Source organism: Nonomuraea sp. NPDC049695 (assembly GCF_040674955.1).
Classification (GTDB): Bacteria; Actinomycetota; Actinomycetes; order Streptosporangiales; family Streptosporangiaceae; genus Nonomuraea; species Nonomuraea helvata.
The window spans coordinates 107,597-131,782 of sequence record NZ_JBFANV010000009.1 but is presented as its reverse complement, the minus strand read 5'-3'; the positions used below and the strand labels follow the sequence as shown (position 1 = coordinate 131,782).

27 protein-coding genes are annotated in these 24,186 nt (G+C 69.2%); 24 read left to right on the top strand and 3 right to left on the bottom strand.

The window, feature by feature from the left end; all coding sequences use genetic code 11:
* Positions 1-45: 45 nt before the first annotated feature.
* The 8 genes from AB0J64_RS11305 (at position 46) to ccsB (ending at position 7,938) form a co-directional block, all read left to right on the top strand.
* Complete coding sequence (locus AB0J64_RS11305; RefSeq protein WP_364024180.1) at positions 46-675, top strand: bifunctional DNA primase/polymerase; 630 nt, start codon at positions 46-48, stop codon at positions 673-675.
* Between the two features lie 154 nt (positions 676-829).
* Complete coding sequence (hemL, locus tag AB0J64_RS11300) at positions 830-2,119, top strand: glutamate-1-semialdehyde 2,1-aminomutase (RefSeq protein WP_364024178.1); 1,290 nt, start codon at positions 830-832, stop codon at positions 2,117-2,119.
* Between the two features lie 390 nt (positions 2,120-2,509).
* Positions 2,510-3,430 (top strand): LysR family transcriptional regulator, encoded by a 921-nt coding sequence (locus tag AB0J64_RS11295; protein WP_364024175.1) that lies wholly within the window; start codon positions 2,510-2,512, stop codon positions 3,428-3,430.
* 56 nt (positions 3,431-3,486) lie between these two features.
* Positions 3,487-4,125 carry a histidine phosphatase family protein gene (locus AB0J64_RS11290; RefSeq protein WP_364024172.1) on the top strand — a complete coding sequence of 213 codons (639 nt, stop codon included), beginning with the start codon at positions 3,487-3,489 and terminating at the stop codon, positions 4,123-4,125.
* Between the two features lie 71 nt (positions 4,126-4,196).
* A complete protein-coding gene (locus tag AB0J64_RS11285) occupies positions 4,197-4,763 on the top strand; it encodes a TlpA disulfide reductase family protein (protein ID WP_364024169.1) in 567 nt (188 codons plus the stop codon).
* Positions 4,756-5,478: a cytochrome c biogenesis protein CcdA gene (locus tag AB0J64_RS11280; RefSeq protein ID WP_364024166.1), complete on the top strand. Its 723-nt coding sequence runs from the start codon at positions 4,756-4,758 to the stop codon at positions 5,476-5,478. Before AB0J64_RS11285 ends, AB0J64_RS11280 begins: the two co-directional genes overlap by 8 nt.
* Positions 5,478-7,037 carry a cytochrome c biogenesis protein ResB gene (locus AB0J64_RS11275; protein ID WP_364024163.1) on the top strand — a complete coding sequence of 520 codons (1,560 nt, stop codon included), beginning with the start codon at positions 5,478-5,480 and terminating at the stop codon, positions 7,035-7,037. The genes AB0J64_RS11280 and AB0J64_RS11275 overlap by 1 nt, the downstream gene beginning before the upstream one ends.
* A complete protein-coding gene (gene ccsB / locus AB0J64_RS11270; protein ID WP_364024160.1) occupies positions 7,027-7,938 on the top strand; it encodes a c-type cytochrome biogenesis protein CcsB in 912 nt (303 codons plus the stop codon). The genes AB0J64_RS11275 and ccsB overlap by 11 nt, the downstream gene beginning before the upstream one ends.
* A 5-nt stretch (positions 7,939-7,943) precedes the next feature.
* On the opposite strand, the gene AB0J64_RS11265 is transcribed toward ccsB, so the two are convergent.
* Positions 7,944-8,234 (bottom strand): PLD nuclease N-terminal domain-containing protein, encoded by a 291-nt coding sequence (locus AB0J64_RS11265; RefSeq protein ID WP_344998598.1) that lies wholly within the window; start codon positions 8,232-8,234, stop codon positions 7,944-7,946.
* A 135-nt stretch (positions 8,235-8,369) separates the two neighbouring features.
* Between AB0J64_RS11265 and AB0J64_RS11260 the strand changes: the two genes are divergently transcribed.
* The gene (locus AB0J64_RS11260; RefSeq protein ID WP_364024156.1) at positions 8,370-9,365 is read left to right on the top strand and encodes a hypothetical protein; all 996 of its coding nucleotides are present in this window, start codon (positions 8,370-8,372) and stop codon (positions 9,363-9,365) included.
* A gap of 10 nt (positions 9,366-9,375) precedes the next feature.
* Positions 9,376-9,618 (top strand): hypothetical protein, encoded by a 243-nt coding sequence (locus AB0J64_RS11255; protein WP_364024153.1) that lies wholly within the window; start codon positions 9,376-9,378, stop codon positions 9,616-9,618.
* Positions 9,619-9,759: 141 nt separating this feature from the next.
* On the opposite strand, the gene AB0J64_RS11250 is transcribed toward AB0J64_RS11255, so the two are convergent.
* Positions 9,760-9,981: a BldC family transcriptional regulator gene (locus AB0J64_RS11250; protein WP_026214226.1), complete on the bottom strand. Its 222-nt coding sequence runs from the start codon at positions 9,979-9,981 to the stop codon at positions 9,760-9,762.
* Positions 9,982-10,238: 257 nt separating this feature from the next.
* Here AB0J64_RS11250 and AB0J64_RS11245 point away from each other — a divergent pair, with 257 nt between their 5' ends.
* On the top strand, positions 10,239-10,457 hold the full coding sequence (locus AB0J64_RS11245) for a DUF4229 domain-containing protein (RefSeq protein WP_364024151.1): 219 nt from the start codon (positions 10,239-10,241) through the stop codon (positions 10,455-10,457).
* Here AB0J64_RS11245 and AB0J64_RS11240 read toward each other — a convergent pair.
* A complete protein-coding gene (locus AB0J64_RS11240; protein ID WP_364024149.1) occupies positions 10,454-11,659 on the bottom strand; it encodes a hypothetical protein in 1,206 nt (401 codons plus the stop codon). The two genes, AB0J64_RS11245 and AB0J64_RS11240, sit on opposite strands and share 4 nt — an antisense overlap.
* 98 nt (positions 11,660-11,757) lie before the next feature.
* Between AB0J64_RS11240 and AB0J64_RS11235 the strand changes: the two genes are divergently transcribed.
* The 13 genes from AB0J64_RS11235 (at position 11,758) to nuoK (ending at position 24,148) form a co-directional block, all read left to right on the top strand.
* Positions 11,758-12,474, top strand: coding sequence for a demethylmenaquinone methyltransferase (locus AB0J64_RS11235; protein ID WP_364024146.1), 717 nt, complete (start codon positions 11,758-11,760; stop codon positions 12,472-12,474).
* Positions 12,475-12,636: 162 nt separating this feature from the next.
* Entirely contained in the window at positions 12,637-13,890 is a 1,254-nt protein-coding gene (locus AB0J64_RS11230) for a geranylgeranyl reductase family protein (RefSeq protein WP_364024143.1), read from the top strand.
* Between the two features lie 64 nt (positions 13,891-13,954).
* Entirely contained in the window at positions 13,955-14,350 is a 396-nt protein-coding gene (locus AB0J64_RS11225) for an NADH-quinone oxidoreductase subunit A (protein WP_344998584.1), read from the top strand.
* Between the two features lie 2 nt (positions 14,351-14,352).
* Positions 14,353-14,904, top strand: a complete 552-nt coding sequence (locus AB0J64_RS11220) for an NADH-quinone oxidoreductase subunit B family protein (protein WP_344998582.1) — start codon at positions 14,353-14,355, stop codon at positions 14,902-14,904.
* Positions 14,905-14,999: 95 nt separating this feature from the next.
* On the top strand, positions 15,000-15,605 hold the full coding sequence (locus AB0J64_RS11215) for an NADH-quinone oxidoreductase subunit C (protein ID WP_364024345.1): 606 nt from the start codon (positions 15,000-15,002) through the stop codon (positions 15,603-15,605).
* The gene (locus AB0J64_RS11210) at positions 15,602-16,927 is read left to right on the top strand and encodes an NADH-quinone oxidoreductase subunit D (protein WP_364024139.1); all 1,326 of its coding nucleotides are present in this window, start codon (positions 15,602-15,604) and stop codon (positions 16,925-16,927) included. The genes AB0J64_RS11215 and AB0J64_RS11210 overlap by 4 nt, the downstream gene beginning before the upstream one ends.
* The gene (nuoE, locus tag AB0J64_RS11205; protein ID WP_344998577.1) at positions 16,924-17,580 is read left to right on the top strand and encodes an NADH-quinone oxidoreductase subunit NuoE; all 657 of its coding nucleotides are present in this window, start codon (positions 16,924-16,926) and stop codon (positions 17,578-17,580) included. The genes AB0J64_RS11210 and nuoE overlap by 4 nt, the downstream gene beginning before the upstream one ends.
* Positions 17,577-18,866: an NADH-quinone oxidoreductase subunit NuoF gene (gene nuoF / locus AB0J64_RS11200; protein WP_344998575.1), complete on the top strand. Its 1,290-nt coding sequence runs from the start codon at positions 17,577-17,579 to the stop codon at positions 18,864-18,866. Before nuoE ends, nuoF begins: the two co-directional genes overlap by 4 nt.
* On the top strand, positions 18,863-21,250 hold the full coding sequence (locus tag AB0J64_RS11195; RefSeq protein ID WP_364024135.1) for an NADH-quinone oxidoreductase subunit G: 2,388 nt from the start codon (positions 18,863-18,865) through the stop codon (positions 21,248-21,250). The genes nuoF and AB0J64_RS11195 overlap by 4 nt, the downstream gene beginning before the upstream one ends.
* Positions 21,247-22,548 (top strand): NADH-quinone oxidoreductase subunit NuoH, encoded by a 1,302-nt coding sequence (nuoH, locus tag AB0J64_RS11190; RefSeq protein ID WP_364024132.1) that lies wholly within the window; start codon positions 21,247-21,249, stop codon positions 22,546-22,548. The genes AB0J64_RS11195 and nuoH overlap by 4 nt, the downstream gene beginning before the upstream one ends.
* Positions 22,535-23,050 carry an NADH-quinone oxidoreductase subunit NuoI gene (nuoI, locus tag AB0J64_RS11185; RefSeq protein ID WP_344998569.1) on the top strand — a complete coding sequence of 172 codons (516 nt, stop codon included), beginning with the start codon at positions 22,535-22,537 and terminating at the stop codon, positions 23,048-23,050. The genes nuoH and nuoI overlap by 14 nt, the downstream gene beginning before the upstream one ends.
* Positions 23,043-23,855 (top strand): NADH-quinone oxidoreductase subunit J, encoded by an 813-nt coding sequence (locus tag AB0J64_RS11180; RefSeq protein WP_364024129.1) that lies wholly within the window; start codon positions 23,043-23,045, stop codon positions 23,853-23,855. The genes nuoI and AB0J64_RS11180 overlap by 8 nt, the downstream gene beginning before the upstream one ends.
* Positions 23,852-24,148 carry an NADH-quinone oxidoreductase subunit NuoK gene (nuoK, locus tag AB0J64_RS11175; RefSeq protein WP_344998565.1) on the top strand — a complete coding sequence of 99 codons (297 nt, stop codon included), beginning with the start codon at positions 23,852-23,854 and terminating at the stop codon, positions 24,146-24,148. The genes AB0J64_RS11180 and nuoK overlap by 4 nt, the downstream gene beginning before the upstream one ends.
* The last annotated feature ends 38 nt before the right edge of the window (positions 24,149-24,186 follow it).

The window sequence follows — 24,186 nt, the reverse complement described above, 5'->3', positions numbered from 1 at the left end:
CTGGAGCCGGGATCTCCTCAGGCGCTGGACTCGACGGGAGACACCATGGTGGGGGTACCACTGGCTCGGCGTACCAGAAAACGGGCGCGGCCGACACGCATCGGCGCCGTGCTCGAATACGCCGCCATGGGCTGGCCCGTCGTGCCGGGCGCCTACCCGCTGCGGCACGGGCCGCGCGCCTGCTCCTGTGACCGCCTCGGCTGTCCCGACCCTGGCGCCCATCCGCTCTCGCCCGCCTGGCACATGCAGGCCACGACGGACACCGCCCAGCTGACGCGCTGGTGGCGGGCCGAGCCCGAAGCCAACGTGATCCTGCCCACCGGACGTGTGTTCGACGTCTTCGACGTACCGCTCGCCCTCGGCCTGTCGGCCCTCACCCGGATCGACAACGCCGGAGCGGACCCCGGCCCGGTCGCCGCCAACGGCGACCGGGTCTTGTTTTACGTGGCCACGCGCGGAAATCCCGAGGACGAGGACGAGTGGTGGTCGTGCCACCTCGACTGCGACCCGGGAACGATCGAGGACACGCCCGGGTTGCGGTGGCACTGCCGCGACAGCTACGTCCTGGCGCCGCCCTCGACCCTGCCCACCGGGCAGCCCGTCTCCTGGCTCCGGCCCCCGAACGGCCGGCCCCTGCCCGATCCGCTGCGCATCCTGGAGTGGCTGGCCGACTGACGCACCCGTCTTTCGTCGGGCCGCCTTGTGGATGCGCCTCCTGCCCTGGTGGGTCGTGTCGCGCTTGGCGCCGTTGACGAGCGCGCCTGCCATAACGGGCGGGCGGGATGCCCGTGTGGTGGGGGCGGGTGGGGGCGAGGCTAACCTGGGTCGGGTGAGCCGTACACAGAACTCCGAGGACCTGTTCGCCCGCGCCCGCCAGATCGTGCCCGGAGGCGTCAACTCTCCGGTGCGCGCGTTCGGCGCGGTCGGTGGGACGCCGCGCTTCATGGTCTCCGGCCAGGGCCCCTACATCACCGACGCGGACGGCAACCGGTACGTCGACCTGGTGTGCTCCTGGGGGCCCATGATCCTCGGGCACCGTCACCCCGCGGTCGTCGAGGCCGTGTCGGGGGCGCTCGCCGACGGGTTCTCCTACGGCACCGCCACGCCGGGCGAGGTGGAGCTGGCCGAGGAGATCGTCGCCAGGGTGGCGCCGGTCGAGAAGGTGCGGCTGGTCAGCTCGGGCACCGAGGCGACGATGAGCGCCGTGCGCCTGGCCAGGGGGTTCACCGGGCGGTCCAAGGTGATCAAGTTCGCGGGGTGCTACCACGGGCACGTGGACGCGCTGCTGGCCTCGGCCGGGTCCGGGGTGGCGACGTTCGGGCTGCCCGACACGCCGGGGGTGACGGGGGCGTCGGCGGCGGACACGATCGTGCTGCCGTACAACTCCATCGAGGCCGTCGAGGCGGCCTTCGCGGAGGCCGAGGTCGCGTGCGTGATCACCGAGGCCTGCCCCGCGAACATGGGGATCGTCCCGCCGCGTGACGGGTTCAACGCGCGGCTGCGCGAGCTCTGCACGGCCAACGGCGCGCTGCTCATCCTCGACGAGGTGCTGACGGGCTTCCGCGTCTCGTCCGCCGGCTGGTACGGCCTGGACCCGGTGGAGGCCGACCTGATGACGTTCGGGAAGGTCATGGGCGGCGGCCTGCCCGCCGCGGCCTTCGGCGGACGGGCCGACGTCATGGCGCAGCTCGCGCCCGAAGGGCCGGTCTACCAGGCGGGGACGCTCTCCGGTAACCCGCTGGCCTGCGCCGCCGGGCTGGCCACGCTGCGTGCGCTTGACGCGGAGGCCTATGAGCGCGTGGACTCCGCCGCGCTCGCGGTCGGCGACGCCGCCTCCGAGGCGCTCTCGGCGGCGGGGGTGCCGCACCGGCTGCAGCGGGCGGGCAGCCTGTTCTCGATCTTCTTCACGGACGCGGAGGTGACGAACTTCGCCGAGGCCAAGACGCAGAACACGGCCGCGTTCACCGCCTTCTTCCACGCCATGCTGGACCAGGGCGTCTACCTGCCGCCTTCGGCGTACGAGGCCTGGTTCCTGTCGTCCGCCCACGACGACGAGGCGCTCAGCCGTGTGGCCGACGCGCTTCCTGCTGCGGCGAAGGCGGCCGCCGCCGTTCTCTGACGCGCTTCGCGTCAGTTCCGGCAAGCACGCTCTCCAGTCAGAGTGACAGGAGCGGGGGCGGGGCGCGGAGGCGACCAGGGCCAGTCCGCCGAAGGCGACGGCCGGCCCGAGCACGCGGCGGGCGGTGAGCCGCTCCTTGAGGAACGTCACCGCGAACAACACGGTGGCCGCCACCCCAGCTGCGAGGGCGAGGTGGCGGGGGCGTACTAGCGAGCGGGCTTCTGGTAGCGGATGCGCTGCTCGCGGGCCTGCTCGGCCAGCACCTTGAGGTACGACACGGAGCCGGACTGCTGCTTCTTCGTCTTAATGATTCGCATGCATCTATTTTCAGACGCTACAGATTGGAGCACAAGCGAGACTTTCTACGCTAAACCATTTAGGCTGGCTTACATGTTGGACTTGAACCGGCTCAAGGCCCTTCACGCAGTGCACGTCTACGGGTCGGTCGGAGCGGCGGCCGACGCCCTCATGGTCACCCCCTCGGCGGTGTCCCAGCAGATCGCCAAGCTGGAGCGCGAGACCGGCGCCAGGCTCATGGAGCGCAACGGCCGCGGCGTGCGTCTGACCGATGCGGCCGGGCTGCTCGCCGAGCACGCCGAGCGCATCCTCGCCCTGGTCGAGACCGCCGAGGCGGACTTCGAGGCGCTGCGCGGCGAGGTCGTCGGCCGCCTGAACATCGGCGCGTTCCCCACCGCCGTGCGCGGCCTCATGCCCACCGCTCTCACCTCGCTCAGGGAGCGCCATCCCGACCTGTGGATCCAGCTCAACGAGCGCGAGCCCGAGCGGGTGGTACGCGAGGTGGCCAGGGGCGAGCTGGACCTCGGCGTGATCCAGGACTGGCTCAACCGGCCCATGGCCCTGCCGGACGGCCTGTCCAGGGCCACGCTGCTCGACGACGTGGCGGACATCGCGCTGCCCGCCGACCACCCGCTGGCGGACAGCAAGGAGCTGGAGCTGGCCCAGTTGCGCGGCGAGCGGTGGATCAGCGGGACCCCCGGCACCGTCTGCTACGACTGGCTGGTCTTCACGCTGCGCAACGCCTCGGTGGAGCCCGTGATCGCGTGCATGGCCGACGAGTACCCGACCCAGCTCGCGCTGGTGGCGGGCGGGCTGGGCTGCGCGATCGTGCCGCGACTCGGCCGGGACTGCGTGCCGGACGGCGTGCGGCTCGTGCCGACCAGGCCACGCCAGACACGGCGCATCTACGCGGTGTGGCGTACGGACGCGGCCCGCCGCCCCGCGATCAGGGCCATGGTGGAGGCGCTGGCCGAGTCGAGCAGGACTCAGGAGAACTCCTGGGCCGTCAACTGAGGGGCTCGTGGGGTCCCAGCCGGATGGTGAAACGGAGCGGATAGGCTGTGCCCACCATGGCTGAAACCACCGTCGTCCACCTGCTGCGCCACGGAGAGGTGCACAACCCCGCCGGCGTCCTGTACGGCCGGCTGCCCGGCTACCACCTGTCCGAGACTGGGCAGCTCATGGCCGAGACGGTCGCCAAGGCCGTGGGTGGCCGTGACATCGTCGCCCTCTACAGCTCGCCGCTGGAGCGCGCCCTTGAGACCGCGGCCCCCCTCGCCGACAAGCTCGGCCTCGGCATCGTCCAGGACGAGCGCCTGATCGAGGCGGGCAACATGCTTCAGGGCCGGCCTGTGGGCCAGGGCCTGGCGATCCTGCGAAACCCGCGCAACTACCGCTATTTCTGGAATCCGCTGCGCCCGTCCTGGGGCGAGCCGTACCCGTCCATCGTCCGGCGCATGAAGTCGATGATCGACGACGCCAGGGCCGAGGCACGCGGGCACGAGGCGGTGCTCGTCAGCCACCAGCTCCCGATCTGGACGATCAGGTCGGCCGCCGAGGGGCGCAGGCTCTGGCACGACCCGCGGCGCAGGCAGTGCGCGCTGGCCAGCATCACCACGTTCACCTTCGACGGCGACCGTCTGGTCAGCGTCGGCTACAGCGAGCCCGCGGGATCGCTCGAGACGGGTCCGTCCGTCCCAGGGGCCTGATGTCGGGAGCGCGTGGCCTCACCGGTAGAGTTGCAAGCTCTACCGGTTGTAGTACAAGGAGATCTTCCTCCGTGCGCGCCAAGTCCATCTTCCTCGTTCTCCTGGGCCTGCTGGTCGCGGGCTGCGCCGGCAACCAGAGCGGTCAGCCGCAGGCGGGTGACACCCGGTTCGTCGCGGGCGACGGGAAGATGCAGGTGTTCGGCGCGAGCGAGCGCAAGCCGGCCCCGGCCGTCCAGGGGCCGACCCTCGACGGGGCCACCGCCTCGCTCGCCGCGCACAAGGGCAAGGTCGTGGTGCTCAACTTCTGGGCGTCGTGGTGCGGCCCGTGCCGCGCGGAGGCGCCGGTGCTCAAGGAGGTCGCGGCCCAGACCAAGAGCAGCGGCGTGGAGTTCATCGGCGTCGACTTCAAGGACCGCCAGGCCGACGCGCTGGCGTTCGAGCGCACCGAGAAGACCGGCTACCCGCACATCTTCGACCAGCCGGGCAAGGTGGCGCTGGCCTTCCAGGGCACGGTGCCGCCCGCGGCCATCCCGTCCACGCTGATCATCGACAAGCAGGGCAGGGTCGCCGCCAGGGCTCTCGGCGCGGTCAAATACACCGACCTGCTCAACACCGTGACCAAGGTGCGCGATGAGTGACGTCATCGCCTCGGGCTCGCTGCTGCTCGCCGTGCCGATCGCGGTGCTGGCCGGGGTGGTGTCGTTCCTGTCGCCGTGCGTGCTTCCGCTGGTGCCCGGCTACCTGTCCTACGTGACCGGCATGAGCACCGACGCCGGGCGGGGGCGGCTGGTGCTGGGCACGGTGCTGTTCGTCAGCGGGTTCGGGCTGGTGTTCGTGCTCAGCGGGGCGCTGTTCGGCGGGCTCGGCTCGGTCATGCTCGGCCACGCCGAGCTCATCACGCGGGTGCTCGGCGTGCTGACCATCCTGCTGGGGCTGGCGTTCCTGGGCGTCATCCCGGGGCTGATGCGTGACGTGCGCATCCACCGGGTGCCGTCCGCGGGCCTGGCGGGCGCGCCGCTGCTCGGGGTGGTGTTCGGGCTGGGGTGGACGCCGTGCATCGGGCCCACGCTCGCCGTCGTGCTGGCGCTCGGCCTCAACGAGGGCAGCGCCGCGCGGGGCGCCCTCCTGGCCGTCGCGTACGCCCTGGGCCTCGGGCTGCCGTTCGTGGGCGCGGCGCTCGCGTACAGCAAGGCCCTGCGCACCTTCCGGGCCATCCGCAAGCACTCGCGCCTGATCACCAGGATCGGCGGCGGCATGATGGTGGCCGTCGGAGTGCTCCTCGTGACGGGGCTGTGGGGACAGATGATCGCTGCCATGCAGGGTCTGATCGGCGCCTTCGAGCCGGTGATCTGATGAGCGTTCAGGAGCTGCAGAAGGAGCAGGCGCCCAAGCAGGCCGGGTTCGGGCCGGTCGCCTGGCTGAGGTGGGGCTGGCGCACGCTCACCTCGATGAAGACGGCGCTGATCCTGCTGTTCCTGCTCGCGCTCGCCGCGGTGCCCGGCTCGCTCGTCCCGCAGCGCGGTGTCGACCCCGACAAGGTGGCACGGCTCTACGACCAGAGCCCCACGCTGGCCGAGTGGTACGACCGCTTCCAGCTCTTCGAGGTGTTCACCTCGGTCTGGTTCGCGGCGATCTACCTGCTGCTGTTCACCTCGCTGATCGGCTGCGTCGTCCCGCGCGCCGCGACGTACGCCCGCGAGCTGCGCCGCAGGCCGCCGGACGCGCCCAGGCGCCTGTCACGCCTGCCCCACTCCACCTCCTTCGAGGCCGACCTGGACGTCGAGGAGGCCGCGCGGCGGCTGCGCAAGCTGCGCTTCCGCGTGGTGACCGGCGACGGCTGGGTCTCCGCCGAGAAGGGCTACCTGCGCGAGACCGGCAACCTGCTCTTCCACGTCGCCCTGCTGGGCATCCTGCTCGCGGTCGGCTTCGGCTCCCTGTTCGGCTACCGCGGCAACGTCCTGGTCGTGGAGGGTGACGGGTTCGCCAACACGGTGGCCGCCTACGACCGGTTCATCCCCGGCAGCCAGGTCTCGGCCGAGTCGCTGGAGCCGTTCTCCTTCCAGCTCACCGACTTCAAGGTCGCCTACCAGGTCACGGGTGACAAGAAGGGCCAGGCGCTCGACTACACCGCCCGCCTGAAGGTCAACGACTCGCCCGTCTCGCCCACCCGCGACTACGACCTCAAGGTCAACGACCCGCTGGAGATCGACGGCACGCAGACGTACCTGATCGGCAACGGCTACGCGCCCGTCTTCAAGGTCACCGACGGCAAGGGCCAGGTGGCCTTCGAGGGGCCCGTGCCGTGCCTGATCGAGTCCAAGGCCACGATGATCTCGGGGTGCGTGGTCAAGGTGCCCGACGCGCAGCCGTCGCAGCTCGGGTTCCTGCTGCAGTTCCTGCCCACGAGCGTGCCACTGACGGACGGCACGTACGCCTCCGCCTTCCCCGGCGAGCTCAACCCCGAGGTGCAGCTCATCGGGGCCTTCACCGGCGACCTCGGCCTGCGCTCCGGCCGGCCGCAGTCGGTCTACGAGCTGGCCCCGCCCGAGGTCCTGAAGAAGCTCACCCCGCTGATCATGGGCAAGAGCGTGCCCAAGCCGCTGGCGGTCGGGCAGTCGATCGACCTGCCGAAGGGCGCGGGCAAGCTGCAGTTCACCGGGGTCAAGCAGTGGATCACGCTCCAGACCGCCTACGACCCAGGCCGCGTGCCCGCGCTGATCGCCGCAGGCGCGGCGATCCTCGGCATCGCGCTGTCGTTGCAGATCCGCCGGCGCCGGGTGTTCGTACGGACCGGCAAGGGCGTGGTCGAGGTGGGCGGCCTGACCCGCACAGAGGGCTCCGCGGCGGGCTTCGCCGAGGAGTTCGCCGACATCGTCAAGGTTCTATCAGCAGGAGACAAGGATGTCCGCTGAGCAACTCGCCGGGCTGAGCGACCTTTTCGTCGTCGCCGCGGTCCTCCTCTATGTCTTCGCCATGGTCGCCTTCGCGATCGAGCTCGCCTTCGGCAAGGGCATCGCCGACAAGGCGGCCGTGGTCGAGAAGGAGCCGGTCGCGGTGGGAGCGGGTGCCGGCGGCGGCGCCGACAAGGGCCTAGGGGCCGTCAGGGCCGGGAAGCTGGCTCTGGTGCTCGCCTGGGTGGGCTGGGCGGCCCACCTCACCGCCATCGCCACCCGCGGCCTGGCCGTGGACCGGTGGCCGTGGGGCAACATGTACGAGTTCGTGGTGGCGATCTGCTTCGCCGCCGTGACGGCGTTCCTCGGCAGCCAGCTCCGCTACAACGTGCGCTTCCTCGGCGCCTTCGTGATGGTCGCGGCCGCCCTCGGCCTCGGCCTGGCGGTCAAGTTCTTCTACACGGCCGCGGGGCCCGTGGTGCCCGCGCTGAACTCGTACTGGATCGCCATCCACGTCACCGCCGCGATCGTCGCGAGCGGTCTGTTCACGATGGCCGGGGTGTCCGGCATCCTCTACCTGGTGCGCGGCGACGGGGTGTCCCGTCTGCCGTCACGCGCCGACCTGGAGCGGGTGGCGCACCGGGCGATCGTGCTCGCGTTCCCGGTGTGGACGTTCGCGGTGATCGCGGGCGCGCTCTGGGCGGACCGGGCGTGGGGCCGCTACTGGGGCTGGGACCCCAAGGAGGTCTGGTCGTTCATCACCTGGGTGGCCTACGCCGCCTACCTGCACGCGAAGGTGACGGCCGGATGGCGGGGCAGGGCCGCGACGATCGTGCAGCTCGTGGCGTTCGCCTGCCTGCTGTTCAACCTGGTCGGCGTCAACATCTTCATCAGCGGGCTGCACAGCTACGCGGACGTCTGATCGGCTCAGGAGTCGTCGCCGCGCATGCGGCGGTCGAGGTCGCGCAGGAAGTCGGGGTCGTCGTCCGGGCCCTTCGGCACGCCCGGACCCGGGGGCACGGGCCAGGCGGCGCGCGGGGTGCGCGGGCGGCCGCGGGCCATCCAGACCAGGCCGCCGAGGAGCGGGATCAGGACCACGATCAGGATCCAGAGTGCTTTTGGTACGTTCCGGACCTCATCCTCCGGTGTGGTGACCACGTCGAACAGCGAGAAGAGCCAGAAGGCCAGCAGCGCCAGGCCGATCAGTACACCTGCCATGCCCGAACTGTAAGCCATCCGCCACGTGATCGTGCTTCCCGTTGTCCCATTTCGGGTGACTAGGGGAAGATCGGCGTCGTACCGTGGAAGCCGATGCGGCGGTCTCGCCGGACTCCACGGGCGTTGAGAGGTGCGATGGCCTTCATTAACGACAAGGGCCGGCACCGGCGCGGTCGTTGGTGGCGACGCGGGTCATACCTCTTCTCGCGCCGGGGAGAGGCGCCCCCCGAGGCCGAGCGCTCCTTCTGGTCCAACGCCCGTGAGAAGCCCCAGGAGGCCCGCGCAGGCGCCAAGCCCCGCAAGGGCCGCGAGACGGGCTCCGACGCGCCCAGCAGGCAGTCTGAGCGGATGGCGTGGCCTGGAGGTCCGGAGCGCCGCACGCCGGAGTCGATCTGGGACGGGTTCGCGTTACGCGAACGCCGCGAGCGGCTGCCCGCCGCCGTGGTCGAGCGCCCCCGCTACACCTGGTACGACTTCGAGCTCGACGACCAGCCCAGAGCCCAGCCCAACCGGCCCGGCACGCCGTCCATGGGCGACGGCCTGCGCCACTGCGGCAAGCTGGAGAGCATCCTGCACCGCCAGTGGGACGCCAGGCTGGGGCCGCCCTCCGCCGACGTCGTACGCGCCGTGGAGAGCCTCGCCAGGCTCCCCGACCGCCTCAAGGAGAAGCTCGCGGCCGGTCTGGAGGGCATCTACGTCGGGCGCGGCGGCGTCCCCGACCTCGACGACATGGGCTACTTACGCGGCGCCCCGCTCCCGTCGGGCCGCGCCACGTGGGACATCTGCGCCGGCGCGTACGGCGACCGCAAGATCGTCGTGGGCGACCGCCCCTCGCCCACCCCCGACGTGATGATGCACGAGGTCGGCCACGCCATCGACGACGTCGACTCGCCCTACGGGGACTGGGTCTCCGACTCTCCGGAGTTCGTCCGCCTCTACGACACGGCCCTGCCGCTGCTGGCCTCCACCTTCCACCGCCAGGGAGGCGGGCTGGGCCGCAAGGAGTTCTTCGCCGACGCCTTCGCCGCCATCGCCTCCCGTCAGCGTCCGGCCCTCGTGGACATGCTCGGGGGAGACACGCGGATGGCGCTCGACATCATGCTCTTCTTCAACCGGCGCTACGGAATCTAGGTGATCGGACATGTACGTCATCCGGCTCGCGGACGGGACCCTGCGCGTGCCGCAGAGCCTGACCAGCGAAGACGGGCGTCTGATCGGCAACGCGTACGTGGAGGTGCAGCCTGGTGACCCGGACTACGAGCTGTGGCTGCCCGAGGCGCTGACGGAGGAGGAAGCGGCCGAGCGCCGCAAGCGCTGGGAGGCGGAGAACGACGACCTCGAGCGGGAGTTCCTGGCGTTCAAGGCGGCGCAGGAAGAGACCTGATCGGGCAAGCGGACAGGCGCCATCCACGATCGGCGGTTGGCGCCGCCCCATGCTTGCCGTACGGAAGTGCGGCCGGGAAGCACTTGAACAGTGGGTTGCGCCGGCGGTGATCCTGCCATCGCAGGACCACCGTCTGCACGGTCAGACGCGCGGGGACTCACCTGCCGGCCTGTCGGCCGTCAGAACGTCCTCGCCTCGAAGAAGGGCGTGGACTTCCGATTCGCGGAAGCGCCGGTGCCCTCCGGGGGTGCGGATACTGCTGATGCGGCCTGCCGCAGCCCAGCGCGTAACCGTCTTTGGGTCTACCCGGAAGAGGGCGGCAACCTCTCCTGGGGTCAGCAGACGCTCGCTGCTACTCTCCACCAATCTCTCCCCCTCGCATCCCGCTTCCTGCCAGCGGGCGGACAGGTAACCAGTGTGTCGAGCGAAGCCTGATTTATCCGTGGTTTTCTACAAAGATCACGGGTTGTTATCAGCTGACTGCCCGATTGTTATATGATAGAGCCTCTTTGGGGCTCTCGTGGGTGTTTCTTTACGAAACTCCCTGACTGGGAACAGTAGCAGCGCTCGCGTCCGATGCGAAGAGCGACCGGTCCACGGGTCCGAGTAACCTCGAACCTGTGCGTCCCGTTCTCGTTTACACCTTGTCGCGGATCGGCCTGTTTCTGGTGGCCCTCGGCGTGCTCTGGCTGCTCGGCCTGCAAAACCCGCTGGTGCTGATCGTCGCGTCTTTCTTGATCAGCGGCATAGCCAGCTACGTCCTGCTCAACAAGCAGCGCGACGCCATGAGCGAACGTATCAGCAACAAGATCGACCGGCCGAAGCCAGAGGACGACTAGGGCTGAGGGAACATGCCAATCCGGGCATGGTACTCCCGTCCGAGTCGAGTTGTGTCACTACCGACAAGTAGTCCGCTGGGATGCGCGTAAAACGCCTTCACGCCGATGCCGCGCTCCCGCGTCGGATTCCAACTCAGGGCCTTACCCGTAGTCGGATGAATGGCTCCGATCCCGGGGCGTGACACCGCCCCGGGGCCGGCCGAGTCGCGGCCCTGCGGATTGTCCAGCCAGCGCTGATGCCCGCCGACGTAGACCGCCGCGCCCGTCACGCAAACCGCGTAGAGCGAGTCGCCTCCCGTGGCGTTGACCCAGGTGGGCTTGACGCGGGTGCCCGTGGCGTACGTCTCGAATCTGGCGGTCGTGTCGCACATGCCGCCCTTGGGGCCTCCCGTGGTGACGACCGCGAAATAGTGTCCGTCGGGCGAGAAATCCAGGCCGCGGACGTATGAGGGGAACGCCGCCATGCACCGGGCCGCGTACGCGTCGGTCCGCCAAGGGGCGACCTTGGCCGTGGGGCCGCTGATGTCGATCAGCCCGAGCTGCGGCCTGGAGTGGCCGTCGAGCGTGGTGAACGAGCCGTCCACGGCGAGCCGGTAGCGGGTGGCGGCGATCGCGTAGACCTTGACGCTGTCGGCCAGCGGGCCGCCGGGCGTGATGCCGAACGCCGGGTCGGCCGCGCCCGTGGTCGCGTCGAGCCTGGCCAGCGCGGTGCGCGGGCTGATGAAGTCGCCGCCGACGTAGAGCTTCGAGCCCTGCCTGACCACGGTGTTCACCATGCCCCCGGCGATGCGGGGCGCGAAGCCGGTCACAAGTGCGCCGTCGGAGAGCCTGAGCCTGGCCAGCGACGTGGAGCGCGTGTCGTTGACGCCGGTGAACTCGCCGCCGACGTACACGGTGCCGCCGTCGCCGGCGGCCAGGCCGTACACCGCGCCGGGGACGATCGGCGCGAAGTCCTGCAGGACGCGGCCTGTGGTCAGGTCGTAGGCGAAGAGGTTGGCGCGTGGGTAGGTGGTGGTGCGGGCGGCGTCGCTCACTTCGCTGAACGAGCCGCCGACCACGACGGTCCGGCCGACGACGGTGATGGCGTTGACGATGCCGTCGAGTACGTGCGGCGTGCTGTCGACCGGGTCGGCGGAGACCACGCGGGCGTGCGGCGTGGGGGCCGAGGCGAGAATCGCCGCAAGGGCGACACGGGCAAGCATTCGCCAATTGTTAGCAGACGTTGGGTAGTTACGTGGCTACTTTCCGTTGCGCCAGTGCTCCCTCCCTGCTAAGTGAGACGCCCCAATAGGCTTGGCGTATGACGCGCGCTCAATTGGACAAACAGCCGGGCGAGGTCGCCGCGATGTTCGATCGCACCGCCCGGCGCTACGACCTGGTCAACGACGTGATCTCCCTCGGGCAGGTCAGGCTCTGGCGCAAGGCGGTGGCCGCGGCCGTCGACGCCGGGCCGGGCGAACTCGTGCTCGACCTGGGGGCCGGCACCGGCACGTCCACCGACGCGTTCACCACGCTGGGCGCGCGGGCCATCGCGTCCGACTTCTCGCTAGGCATGCTCCGCACTGGCGTGCGCCGCCACGGCGGCAACGCACTGTCGGGTGACGGGGTGCCGTTCATCGCGGGCGACGCGCTGCGGCTGCCGTTCGCCGACGACTCCTTCGACGCCGTGACGATCTCGGTGGCGCTGCGCAACGTGCACGACACCTCGCAGGCGCTGCGGGAGATGCTGCGCGTGACCAGGCCCGGCGGCCGCCTGGCGGTGCTGGAGTTCTCGCATGTCACCTTCGGGCCGTTCGATCTCGTCTATCGCGAATATCTGATGAGGCTGCTGCCAAAAGTGGCCAAGGTGTTCGGGTCCAATGACGATTCCTACGAATATCTGGCTGAGTCCATCAGGGATTGGCCCGATCAGCGCACTCTGGCCCGCACCATTCAGCAGGCCGGCTGGGAGCGGGTGGCGTGGCGCAATCTCACGATGGGGATCGTGGCACTGCACAGAGGGTTCAAGCCGGCGTGAGACCACACGCGACACGCCGTTCCACTTGGATCACGGAACGGCACCCCGACTGCCACTATGTACTGGAAAAGCAGTAGACTGCAGGCCGACAAGTTTGTGAAGGGGTTCACAAAGGAACGAAGGCAGCACACCCCCGAGGCCTTCGAAGGACAGGACAGTCCAGTGACGGTGCCAACAGCCAAGCAGGTCGACGCCGACGTCATCGTCGTCGGCGCCGGACCCGCAGGTTCCGCGACCGCCTTTTACCTCGCTCGATCCGGGCTCGACGTGCTGCTCCTGGAGAAGACCAGGTTCCCCCGCGAGAAGGTCTGCGGCGACGGCCTCACGCCGCGCGCGGTCAAGCAGCTGCTCAACATGGGCGTCGACATCGACGCACCCGGCTGGATCAGGAACAAGGGCCTGCGCGTCGTCGGCGGCGGCCACCGCTTCGATCTCGACTGGCCCCAGCTCGAGCGCTTCCCCGACTTCGGCCTCGTACGCACCCGCCAGGACTTCGACCAGATCCTCGCCGCCAACGCGGTCAAGAACGGCGTGCGGATGATGGAGGGCGTCACCGTCACGGGGCCCGTCCTCGACGACCGCAGCGGCCACATCGTCGGCGTGACGACCAAGGACGGGCGCGAATACCGCAGCCGCCTGGTGGTGGCCGCCGACGGCAACAGCACCCGGCTGGCCGTGGGCATGGGGCTGCACAAGCGCGAAGACCGCCCGATGGGCGTGGCCGTGCGGACGTACTTCGAGAGCCCGCGTCACGACGACGACTACCTCGAGATCTGGCTGGAGCTGTGGGCCCAGGACAGGCTGCTGCCCGGATACGGCTGGATCTTCGGCGTCGGCGACGGCACCGCCAACGTGGGGCTCGGGCTGCTCAACACGAGCGCGCAGTTCAAGAACATCGACTACCGCGACCTGCTGCGGACCTGGTGCAAGGCCATGCCCCCCGAGTGGGAGTTCACCGAGGAGAACATGACGGCCCCCGTCCGCGGCGCCGCGCTCCCGATGGCCTTCAACCGGCAGCCGCACTACACGCGCGGCCTGGTGCTCGTGGGTGACTCCGGTGGGTCGATCAACCCCTTCAACGGTGAGGGCATCGCGTACGCGATGGAGACCGGCGAGATCGCCGCCGAGGTCATCGTGAAGGCGCTCAAGGCCGGCACCCCCGCGGAGCGCGAACGCACTCTGCGCACCTATCCTCAGGTGTTGAAGGACGCCTACGGCGGATATTTCACGCTCGGCAGGTTGTTCGTCGAGGCAATCGGGAAGCCGGGTGTGATGAGCTTCGGCACCAGGCATGGGCTCCCTCACCCGAGGCTGATGCGCTTCGCCATCAAGCTCCTTGGTAATCTCACCGACCGGCGAGGCGATGCGTCCGACATGATCATTAACGCACTCTCAAAGGTCGCCCCACCAGCATGAACCTCAGAACTAACAGATCCGGCTGCGCGCCCGCGCGCGCGGCGACTCCAGAGGAGGCGTAGCGATGGACCTTTACGTGCCCATCCTGGTGCTCGCCGTTCTCGCGGGGGGCTTCGCGATCTTCTCGGTCGCCATCGCTCCCTTCACCGGTCCCAAGCGCTGGAACCGCGCCAAGCTCGACGCCTATGAATGCGGCATCGAGCCGACGCCCCAGCCTGTCGGTGGTGGACGGTTCCCGCTCAAATACATGATCACCGCGATGCTCTTCATCGTGTTCGACATCGAGATCATCTTCCTTTACCCGTGGGCGGTCTCGTTCGCGCCGCAGACGAACGACGCGGGCCAGACGCTCTCCCCGGGGCTCGGGCTGTTCGCGCTCGTGGAGATGCTCCTGTTCATCGTCACCGTGCTCGTGGCCTATGCGTACGTGTGGCGCCGCAAGGGTCTGGACTGGGACTGAAAATGGGACTTGAAGAGAAACTCCCCAGCGGGTTCATCCTCAGCACGGTCGAGGCGGCCGCCGGATGGGCGCGTAAGAACTCCGTGTGGCCGGCCACGTTCGGTCTCGCCTGTTGCGCCATCGAGCTGATGGCCACCGGTGGCCCCCACTACGACCTCGCGCGCTTCGGCATGGAGCGCGCTTCGGCGTCTCCCCGGCAGGCCGACCTGATGATCGTCGCCGGGCGCGTCTCGCAGAAGATGGCCCCCGTGCTGCGGCAGATCTACGACCAGATGGCCGAGCCCAAGTGGGTCATCTCCATGGGCGTGTGCGCCTCCAGCGGCGGCATGTTCAACAACTACGCGATCGTGCAGGGCGTGGACCACGTCGTGCCCGTCGACATCTACCTGCCGGGCTGCCCGCCGCGGCCCGAGATGCTGATCGACGCGATCGTGAAGCTGCACGACAAGATCCAGAACATGAAGTTCGGCGCGCACCGGGCCAAGCAGATCGAGGAGCTCGAGCTCCAGGCGCTGCGCCCGCTGCCGCTGATCGACCAGGGGGCAGTGAAGTGACCTCGCCCGACAACCTCCCCGGCAGCCCGGACAGCGGGGAAACCCCCGAAGTCCCGGTTCCCGCGGTGCCTGAGTCGCCGATCGCCCGGCGCGGCATGTTCGGCGCCCAGGACACCGGCGACACCTCCGGCTACGGCGGTCTCGTCGTACGCCGGGCGCCGCAGCTGTCCACGCCCCGCCCGTACGGCGGCTACTTCGACGAGCTCGTCGACGCCCTCGGGCTCGACGACGCCATCGAGCGCGTGGTGGTCGACCGCGGCGAGCTGACCCTGCACGTCAAGCGCGAGCGGCTGGTCGAGGTCTGCCAGAAGCTGCGCGACGACCCCGCGCTCCGTTTCGAGCTCTCGCTCGGCGTGTCCGGGGTGCACTACCCGCACCTGGCGGGCGAGGAGCTGCACTCGGTCATCCACCTGTGCTCGATCACCTACAACCGGCGCGTGCGCGTCGAGGCGAGCGCACCCGACTCCGACCCGCACATTCCATCGACTGTCAGCGTTTACCCTGGTCACGACTGGCATGAGCGCGAGACGTACGACTTCTTCGGGATCGTCTACGACGGTCACCCCGCGCTCACGCGGATCATGATGCCGGACGACTGGGAGGGACACCCCCAGCGGAAGGACTACCCGCTCGGCGGCATCCCGGTCGAGTACCGGGGCGCCACCATCCCCTCGCCGGACCAGAGGAGGTCTTACTCGTGAGCACGGCTTACGACGAGGCGACCGAGGGCAAGGTCTACTCGGTCAACGGCGGCGACTGGGATCAGGTCGTCACCGGGGCGCGCGACACCGAAGAGGAGCGCCTGGTCGTCAACATGGGCCCGCAGCACCCGTCCACGCACGGCGTGCTCCGCCTGGTCCTGACGCTCGACGGTGAGACGGTGACCGAGGCGCGCGGCGTCATCGGCTACCTCCACACCGGCATCGAGAAGAACATGGAGTACCGGACGTGGACCCAGGGGACCACGTTCGTGACGCGCATGGACTACCTCTCGCCGATCTTCAACGAGACGGCGTACTGCCTGGGTGTGGAGAAGCTGCTCGGCATCGAGGACCGCATCCCGGACCGGGCGCAGGCCATCCGCGTGATGATGATGGAGCTCAACCGCATCTCCTCGCACCTGGTCGCGATGGGCACGTTCGGCATGGAGCTGGGCGCGACCACGCCGTTCCTGTTCGGCTACCGCGACCGCGAAATGATCATGGACCTGTTCGAGTACATCACAGGTCTGCGCATGAACCACGCCTACATCCGGCCGGGCGGCGTGAGCGTCGACCTGCCCGCGGGCGCGGTCGACAAGGTCGGTGAGTTCCTCAAGGAGATGCCCAAGCGGATCAAGGACATCCGGAAGCTTCTCGACGAGAACCCGGTCTACGTGCGCCGCACCAAGGACGTGGCCTACCTCGACCTGACCGGCTGCATGGCCCTGGGCATCACCGGGCCGATCCTGCGCGCCGCCGGTCTGCCGTGGGACCTGCGCAAGTCGCAGCCGTACTGCGGCTACGAGACGTACGAGTTCGACGTCGCCACCGAGCGCGGCTGTGACGTCTACTCGCGCTACCTCGTGCGCATGAAGGAGATGGAAGAGTCTCTCAAGATCGTCGAGCAGGCCCTTGACCGCATCGCCGGTCCGCTCAAGGGTGACCCGGTGATGATCGAGGACAAGAAGATCGGCTGGCCCGCGCAGCTCGCGCTCGGCCCCGACGGGTTCGGCAACTCGCCCGACCACATCGCCCACATCATGGGCACCTCGATGGAGGCGCTCATCCACCACTTCAAGCTGGTGACCGAGGGCTTCCGGGTCCCGGCCGGGCAGGCGTACGCCAGCATCGAGTCGCCCAAGGGCGAGCTCGGCGCCCACGTGGTCAGCGACGGCGGCACCCGCCCCTACCGCGTGCACTTCCGCGAGCCGTCCTTCTGCAACCTGCAGGGCTTCCCTGCGATGGCGGAGGGCGGCCAGGTCGCCGACGTGATCGCCGCGGTGGCTTCTATCGACCCCGTCATGGGAGGTGTGGACCGGTGACCTACTCACCGGAGATCCGTGAGCGTCTTGAGAGGGACGCCAAGGAGATCATCGGGCGTTACCCGAAGACGCGCTCCGCCCTGCTGCCGCTGCTCCACCTCGTGCAGTCGGAGGACGGCTACGTCTCCGACGACGGGCAGGAGTTCTGCGCGGAGATGCTCGGCATCAGCAAGGCCGAGGTCACGGGCGTCGCGACCTTCTACACCATGTACAAGCGCAAGCCCGCCGGCGACTATCACGTCGGCGTGTGCATCAACGCGCTGTGCGCGGTCATGGGCGGCGACCAGATCTGGGAGGAGCTGTCGGAGCACGTCGGCGTCGGCCACGACGAGGCGACCTCGGACGGCAAGATCTCGCTGGAGCGCCTCGAGTGCAACGCGGCCTGCGACTTCGCCCCGGTCATGATGGTCAACTGGGAGTTCTTCGACAACCAGACCCCCGAGTCGGCCAAGCAGCTCGTCGACGACCTGCGTGACGGCAAGGAGGTGCGGCCGACCCGCGGGCCGAAGAGGCTGTGCACCTTCAAGGAGGCCTCGCGCGTGCTCTCCGGCCTGCCCGACGACCTGGCGGGCGACGGCCCGTCGGCCGCCGGCGCCTCACTCGAGGGCCTGAAGGTCGCCAAGGCCAATGGATGGAAGGCCCCCGAGGCATGAGCACGACTTTGACTCCGGTCCTGACAGCGAACTGGGACCAGCCCAACTCCTTCACCCTCGACGTCTACGGCGAGTACGAGGCGGCGAAGAAGGCGCTGGGCATGGACCCCGACGCCGTCATCCAGGCCGTCAAGGACTCCGGCCTGCGCGGCCGCGGCGGTGCGGGCTTCCCGACCGGCATGAAGTGGGGCTTCATCCCGCAGGGTGACGGCAAGCCGCACTATCTCGTCGTCAACGCCGACGAGTCGGAGCCGGGCACCTGCAAGGACATCCCGCTGATGATGGCCAACCCGCACGCGCTGGTCGAGGGCATCATCATCACGTCCTACGCGATCCGGGCCAACCACGCCTTCATCTACGTGCGCGGCGAGGTGCTCCACGTCATCCGGCGGCTGCACGCGGCCGTGCGGGAGGCGTACGAGAAGGGCTACCTGGGCACCGACATCTTCGGCTCTGGCTTCGACCTCGAGCTGGTCGTGCACAGCGGCGCGGGCGCTTACATCTGCGGCGAGGAGACGGCGCTGCTCGACTCGCTGGAAGGCTTCAGAGGTCAACCGCGACTCAAGCCCCCGTTCCCCGCCGTGGCGGGCCTGTACGCCTCGCCTACTGTGGTGAACAACGTCGAGTCGATCGCCAGTGTTCCCTCCATCATCGACAACGGCGCCGACTGGTTCGCCGGGATGGGCACGGAGAAGTCCAAGGGCTTCGGCATCTTCTCGCTGAGCGGCCACGTCACGAGGCCCGGCCAGTACGAGGCGCCGCTCGGCATCACGCTGCGCGAGCTCCTCGACATGGCGGGCGGCATCAGGGCCGGCCACCAGATCAAGTTCTGGACGCCGGGCGGATCGTCCACGCCGATCTTCACCGACGAGCACCTCGATGTGCCGCTCGACTTCGAGGCGGTCGGCGCCAAGGGCTCCATGCTCGGCACCCGCGCCCTGCAGATCTTCGACGAGACCACCTGTGTGGTCCGCACGGTGCTGCGCTGGACCGAGTTCTACGCCCACGAGTCCTGCGGCAAGTGCACGCCCTGCCGCGAGGGCACGTACTGGCTCAAGCAGGTGCTCAAGCGCCTGGAGAAGGGCCAGGGCAGCGAGGACGACCTGGCCACGATCACCGACATCGCGGACAACATCCTGGGCCGCTCGTTCTGCGCCCTGGGCGACGGTGCGACCAGCCCGATCCACTCCTCCGTGAAGTACTTCCGCGACGAGTACCTCAAGCACTTCGAGATCGGCGGCTGTCCGTTCGACCCGAAGAAGTCCACTCTCTGGGGTGAGCAGTGACAGTCGTAGAGACCGAGACGAACCTGGTGACCCTGACCATCGACGGGTTCCAGGTCAGTGTCCCCAAGGGCACGTTGATCATCAGGGCAGCCGAGCTGCTGGGCATCCAGATCCCCAGGTTCTGCGACCACCCGCTGCTCGACCCGGCGGCCAACTGCCGTCAGTGCCTCGTCGACATCCCCGACGCGGGCAACGGCCGCGGCTTCCCCAAGCCGCAGCCGTCGTGCGCGATCGAGGTGGCCGAGGGCATGGTCGTGCAGACGCAGCTCACCTCGCCGGTCGCCGAGAAGGCGCAGCGGGCGGCGATGGAGTTCCTGCTGCTGAACCACCCGCTCGACTGCCCGGTCTGCGACAAGGGCGGCGAGTGCCCCCTGCAGAACCAGGCCATGTCCAACGGCCGCGGCGAGTCCAGGTTCCAGGAGCAGAAGCGGACCTTCCCCAAGCCGCTGCCGCTGTCCACGCAGGTGCTGCTCGACCGCGAGCGCTGCGTCCAGTGCGCCCGGTGCATCCGCTTCTCCGACCAGATCGCCGGTGACCCGCTCATCGAGTTCTTCGAGCGCGGGGCCAAGGAGCAGGTGCGGACCGCCGACGGCAAGCCGTTCAACTCCTACTTCTCCGGCAACACGGTGCAGATCTGCCCGGTCGGCGCGCTGACCGGCGCCGCCTACCGGTTCCGGGCCCGCCCGTTCGACCTGGTCTCCACGCCGAGCGCGTGCGAGCACTGCGCCTCCGGCTGCGCCCAGCGCACCGACCACCGGCGCGGCCGCGTCACCCGCCGTCTGGCGGGCAACGACCCGCAGGTCAACGAGGAGTGGAACTGCGACAAGGGCCGCTGGGCCTTCACCTACGCCCAGCAGCCCGACCGGCTCAAGACACCGCTGATCCGCAACGAGGAGGGCGTGCTGGTGCCGGCCTCGTGGCCGGAGGCGCTCGCGGTGGCCGCCGAGGGGCTGGCCAAGGCGCGCGGCAAGGCCGGCGTGCTGGTCGGCGGCCGGGTCACGGTCGAGGACGCGTACGCGTACGCCAAGTTCGCCCGGATCGCCCTGCACAGCAACGACGTCGACTTCCGCGCCAGGCCGCACTCCGTCGAGGAGACGCAGTTCCTGGCCCATGCGGTGGCCGGCAAGGGCATCGAGATCAGCTACACCGAGCTCGAGAACGCGCCCCACGTGCTGCTCGTCGGGTTCGAGCCCGAGGACGAGTCGCCGATCGTCTTCCTGCGCCTGCGCAAGGCGTGGATGAAGAAGGGGCTCAAGGTCACCTCGATCGCCCCGTTCGCCTCGCTCGGGCTGGAGAAGATGGGCGGCACGCTCATCCGCACCGCGCCGGGCGGCGAGGCCGACGCCATCGGTGAGCTGGTCGGCAAGCTGGCCGAGGGCACGATCGTGCTCGCGGGCGAGCGCCTCGCCACCGTGCCTGGCGCCCTGTCCGCCCTCGTACGGCTCGCCAACGCCTCCGACGCCCGGATCGCCTGGATCCCGCGCCGGGCCGGCGAGCGCGGCGCCATCGAGGCCGGCGCGCTGCCCAACCTGCTGCCGATCGGCCGCCCGGTCGACGACGAGACCGCCAGGGCCGAGGTCGCCAGGGCGTGGGACGTGACCTCGCTGCCCGCCACGCCGGGCCGCGACACCTCCGCCATCCTGGCGGCCGCCCGCGCCGGCGAGCTGGACGCCCTGGTCGTGGGCGGCGTCGACCCCTACGACCTGGCCGACCCGGCCGCGGCGCTCGACGCGCTCGAGCACACGCCGTTCATCGTCAGCCTGGAGATCCGCGCCAGCGCCGTCACCGACCGCGCCGACGTGGTGCTGCCCGTCGCCGCCGTCCAGGAGAAGAGCGGCACGTTCGTCAACTGGGAGGGCCGGGGCCGCTCGTTCGAGGCGCCGCTCAAGGTGCCGGGGTTGCTCTCCGACCTTGCCGTGATCGGCAACCTGGCCGACCGGATGGACGTCCACCTGGGCCTGCCGGACGCCAAGGCCGCCCGGCGCGAGCTGTCCAGCCTGGGGGCGTGGCGCGGCACCCGCGTCGCCGCGCCGTACACCGCCACCCGCGCCCAGGCCGCCCCGGCGGCCGGTCAGGCGCTGCTGGCGACCTGGCACCTGCTGCTCGACGAGGGCAGGCTGCAGGACGGCGAGCCGTACCTCGCGGGCACCGCCCGCGCCGCCGAAGCACTGGTCTCCGAGAGCACGGCAGCCGAGCTCGGCGTCGCCGACGGCGACAAGCTCGTCGTCGGCGGCTCAGGAGCTGACACCGTGACGCTGCCCGTGCGCGTCGCGGACCTGCCGGACCGCGTGGTCTGGGTGCCGACGAACTCCGGCGGCTGCTCGGTCACGCGCGACCTGCGCGCGGTGGCCGGCGACATCGTCACCATCGGGAGCGCCTCATGACCCACGTTCTCGCGGCCGATCCCACCCTTGCCGACTTCGGCAAGGACCCGCTGTGGATCACGATCATCAAGGCCGTGATGATCTTCGCCTTCCTGATGCTGGGCATTCTGTTCGGCGTCTGGTTCGAGCGCAAGCTCATCTCCAGGATGCAGAACCGCTACGGCCCCAACCGGGCCGGCAAGTTCGGTCTGCTGCAGTCGGTCGCCGACGGCCTGAAGATGGGCCTGAAGGAGGACCTCTTCCCGCGGACCGTGGACAAGGTCCTCTACCTGCTGGCTCCGGTCATCATGGTGGTGCCGGCGTTCCTGGCCTTCTCGATCGTGCCGTTCGCGCCGATGGTCAACCTGTTCGGCGTGCGCACGCCGCTGCAGCTGGTGGACCTGCCGGTGGCGGTGCTGTTCATGCTGGCCATGGGTGCCGTGTCGGTCTACGGCGTGGTGCTGGCCGGATGGTCGTCGCGCTCGCCGTACGCGCTGCTGGGCGGTCTGCGGTCGGCGGCGCAGGTGGTCTCGTACGAGATCGCCATGGGCCTGTCCTTCGTGGCCATCTTCCTGTTCGCCGGGACGCTGTCCACCTCGGAGATCGTCAAGGCGCAGGAGCAGACCTGGTTCGTGGTGCTGCTCATCCCGTCCTTCCTGATCTACGTGATCTGCATGTTCGGTGAGGCCGCGCGTATCCCGTTCGACCTGCCGGAGGGCGAGGGCGAGCTGGTCGGTGGTTTCCAGACCGAGTACTCCTCGTCGCTGAAGTTCGCTCTGATCATGATGGGCGAGTACCTGCACACCTTCACCGCCTCCGGCATCGCCGTGACGCTGTTCCTGGGCGGCTGGCGGGCGCCGTTCCCGATCTCGCTGTGGGACGGGGCCAACCAGGGCTACTGGCCGGTGCTGTGGTTCCTGATCAAGTTCGTGCTGACCTTCAGCTTCATCATCTGGGTGCGCGCCTCGCTGCCGCGTGTGCGTTACGACCAGCTCATGTCGCTGGGCTGGAAGGTGCTGATCCCGGTCAACCTGGCGTGGATCATGCTGGTGGCCGCCGTGCGCAACGTGGTGGTCAACGACGGCAACAAGACGCTCGGCATCGGGCTCGGCGCGGTCGTGGTGATCGGGGCGCTGGCCATCTGGATGCGGTTCGACACCGTCAACCAGCGGCGCAAGGAAGCCAGAAAGGCCCAGGTCGAGGCCGAGTTCCAGGAACTGTCCGAAGAGCCTACGGCCGGCGGCTTCCCGGTGCCGCCGCTCGATCTGCCGCACTACCACGGGGTGCAGCACAAGGAGATTCCCAGTGGGACTAACTGATTGGCTGAACCCCGTCAAAGGCTTCGGGGTCACCTTCCACACCATGTTCAAGAAGCCCGTCACGGTGAACTACCCGGAGGTGAAGAGGCCGACGGCCCCTCGCTTCCACGGTCGTCACCAGCTCAACCGCTGGCCTGACGGGCTGGAGAAGTGCGTCGGGTGCGAGCTGTGCGCCTGGGCGTGTCCGGCCGACGCGATCTACGTCGAGGGCGCGGACAACACCGAGGAGGAGCGCTTCTCGCCGGGCGAGCGTTACGGGCGCACGTACCAGATCAACTATCTGCGGTGCATCCTGTGCGGCCTGTGCATCGAGGCCTGCCCGACCCGCGCGCTCACCATGACGAACGAGTACGAGCTCGCCGACACCACGCGTGAGAGCCTCATCTACACCAAGGAGATGCTCCTCGCGCCCCTGACCCCGGGCATGGAGCAGCCGCCGCACCCCATGCGGCTCGGTGAGACCGAAGAGGACTACTACCGGCTGGGGCGGACCAATGGGTGAGACCGTCACGTTCTGGGTCCTCGCCGTCGTCTCCGTCGGTGCGGCACTCGGCATGGTCTTCAACAGGAAGGCCGTGTACTCCGCGCTGATGCTCGGCACGGTGATGCTCTGCCTCGCGGTCCTGTACGCCGTGCAGGACGCGCCCTTCCTGGCCGCGGTGCAGATCATCGTCTACACCGGCGCGATCATGATGCTGTTCCTGTTCGTGCTCATGCTGGTGGGCGTCGACTCCTCCGACTCCCTCGTCGAGACACTGAAGGGCCAGCGCTTCTGGGCGGCCATCGCGTCCCTCGGCTTCGTGGTCCTGATCGTCCTGGCCATCGGCAACGCGGTGTTCGCCGACCAGGCCGGGCTGGCGCAGGCCACGGCGCAGGGCGGCTACATCCGCTCGATCGCGCTGCTGCTGTTCACCAAGTACGTGTTCGCGTTCGAGATCACCTCGGCGCTGCTGATCACGGCGGCGCTGGGCGCGATGGTGCTGGCGCACCGCGAGAAGCTCACCGACAAGCCCACGCAGAAGGACCTGGCCCGCGCCCGGTTCCTCGGCGACCGCCCGTCGCCGCTGCCGGGCCCCGGCACCTACGCCAGGAGCAACGCCATCGACATGCCGGCGCTGCTGCCCGACGGGACGGCCGCCGAGTCCTCGGTCAACCGCTACATCGCGCGCTACGACGTCGAGCACGGCCACCTGCCCGAGGACCCGAGGCTCGCCGAGGCCATCCAGCACACGGCCGAGGAGGACGCCGAGGAGCGCGGAAGCATCGAGCCGCACGGCGTCGAGCAGAACAATGAGGTGACCAAGTGACGACGCACTACCTCGTACTGTCCGGCCTGCTCTTCGGCATCGGCGCCCTGGGCGTGCTGATCAGGCGTAACGCGATCGTGGTGTTCATGTGCGTGGAGCTCATGCTCAACGCCTGCAACCTCGCGTTCGTCACCTTCTCCAGGCAGGTCGGCAACCTGGAAGGCCAGATCATCGCGTTCTTCGTGATGGTGGTGGCCGCGGCCGAGGTCGTGGTCGGCCTGGCCATCATCGTGACGATCTTCCGAACCCGCAGGTCCGCGTCGGTCGACGACGCCAACCTGCTGAAGTACTAAGAGGTGACTGGTGGAATCTCATGTTGCTGAGATCGTCC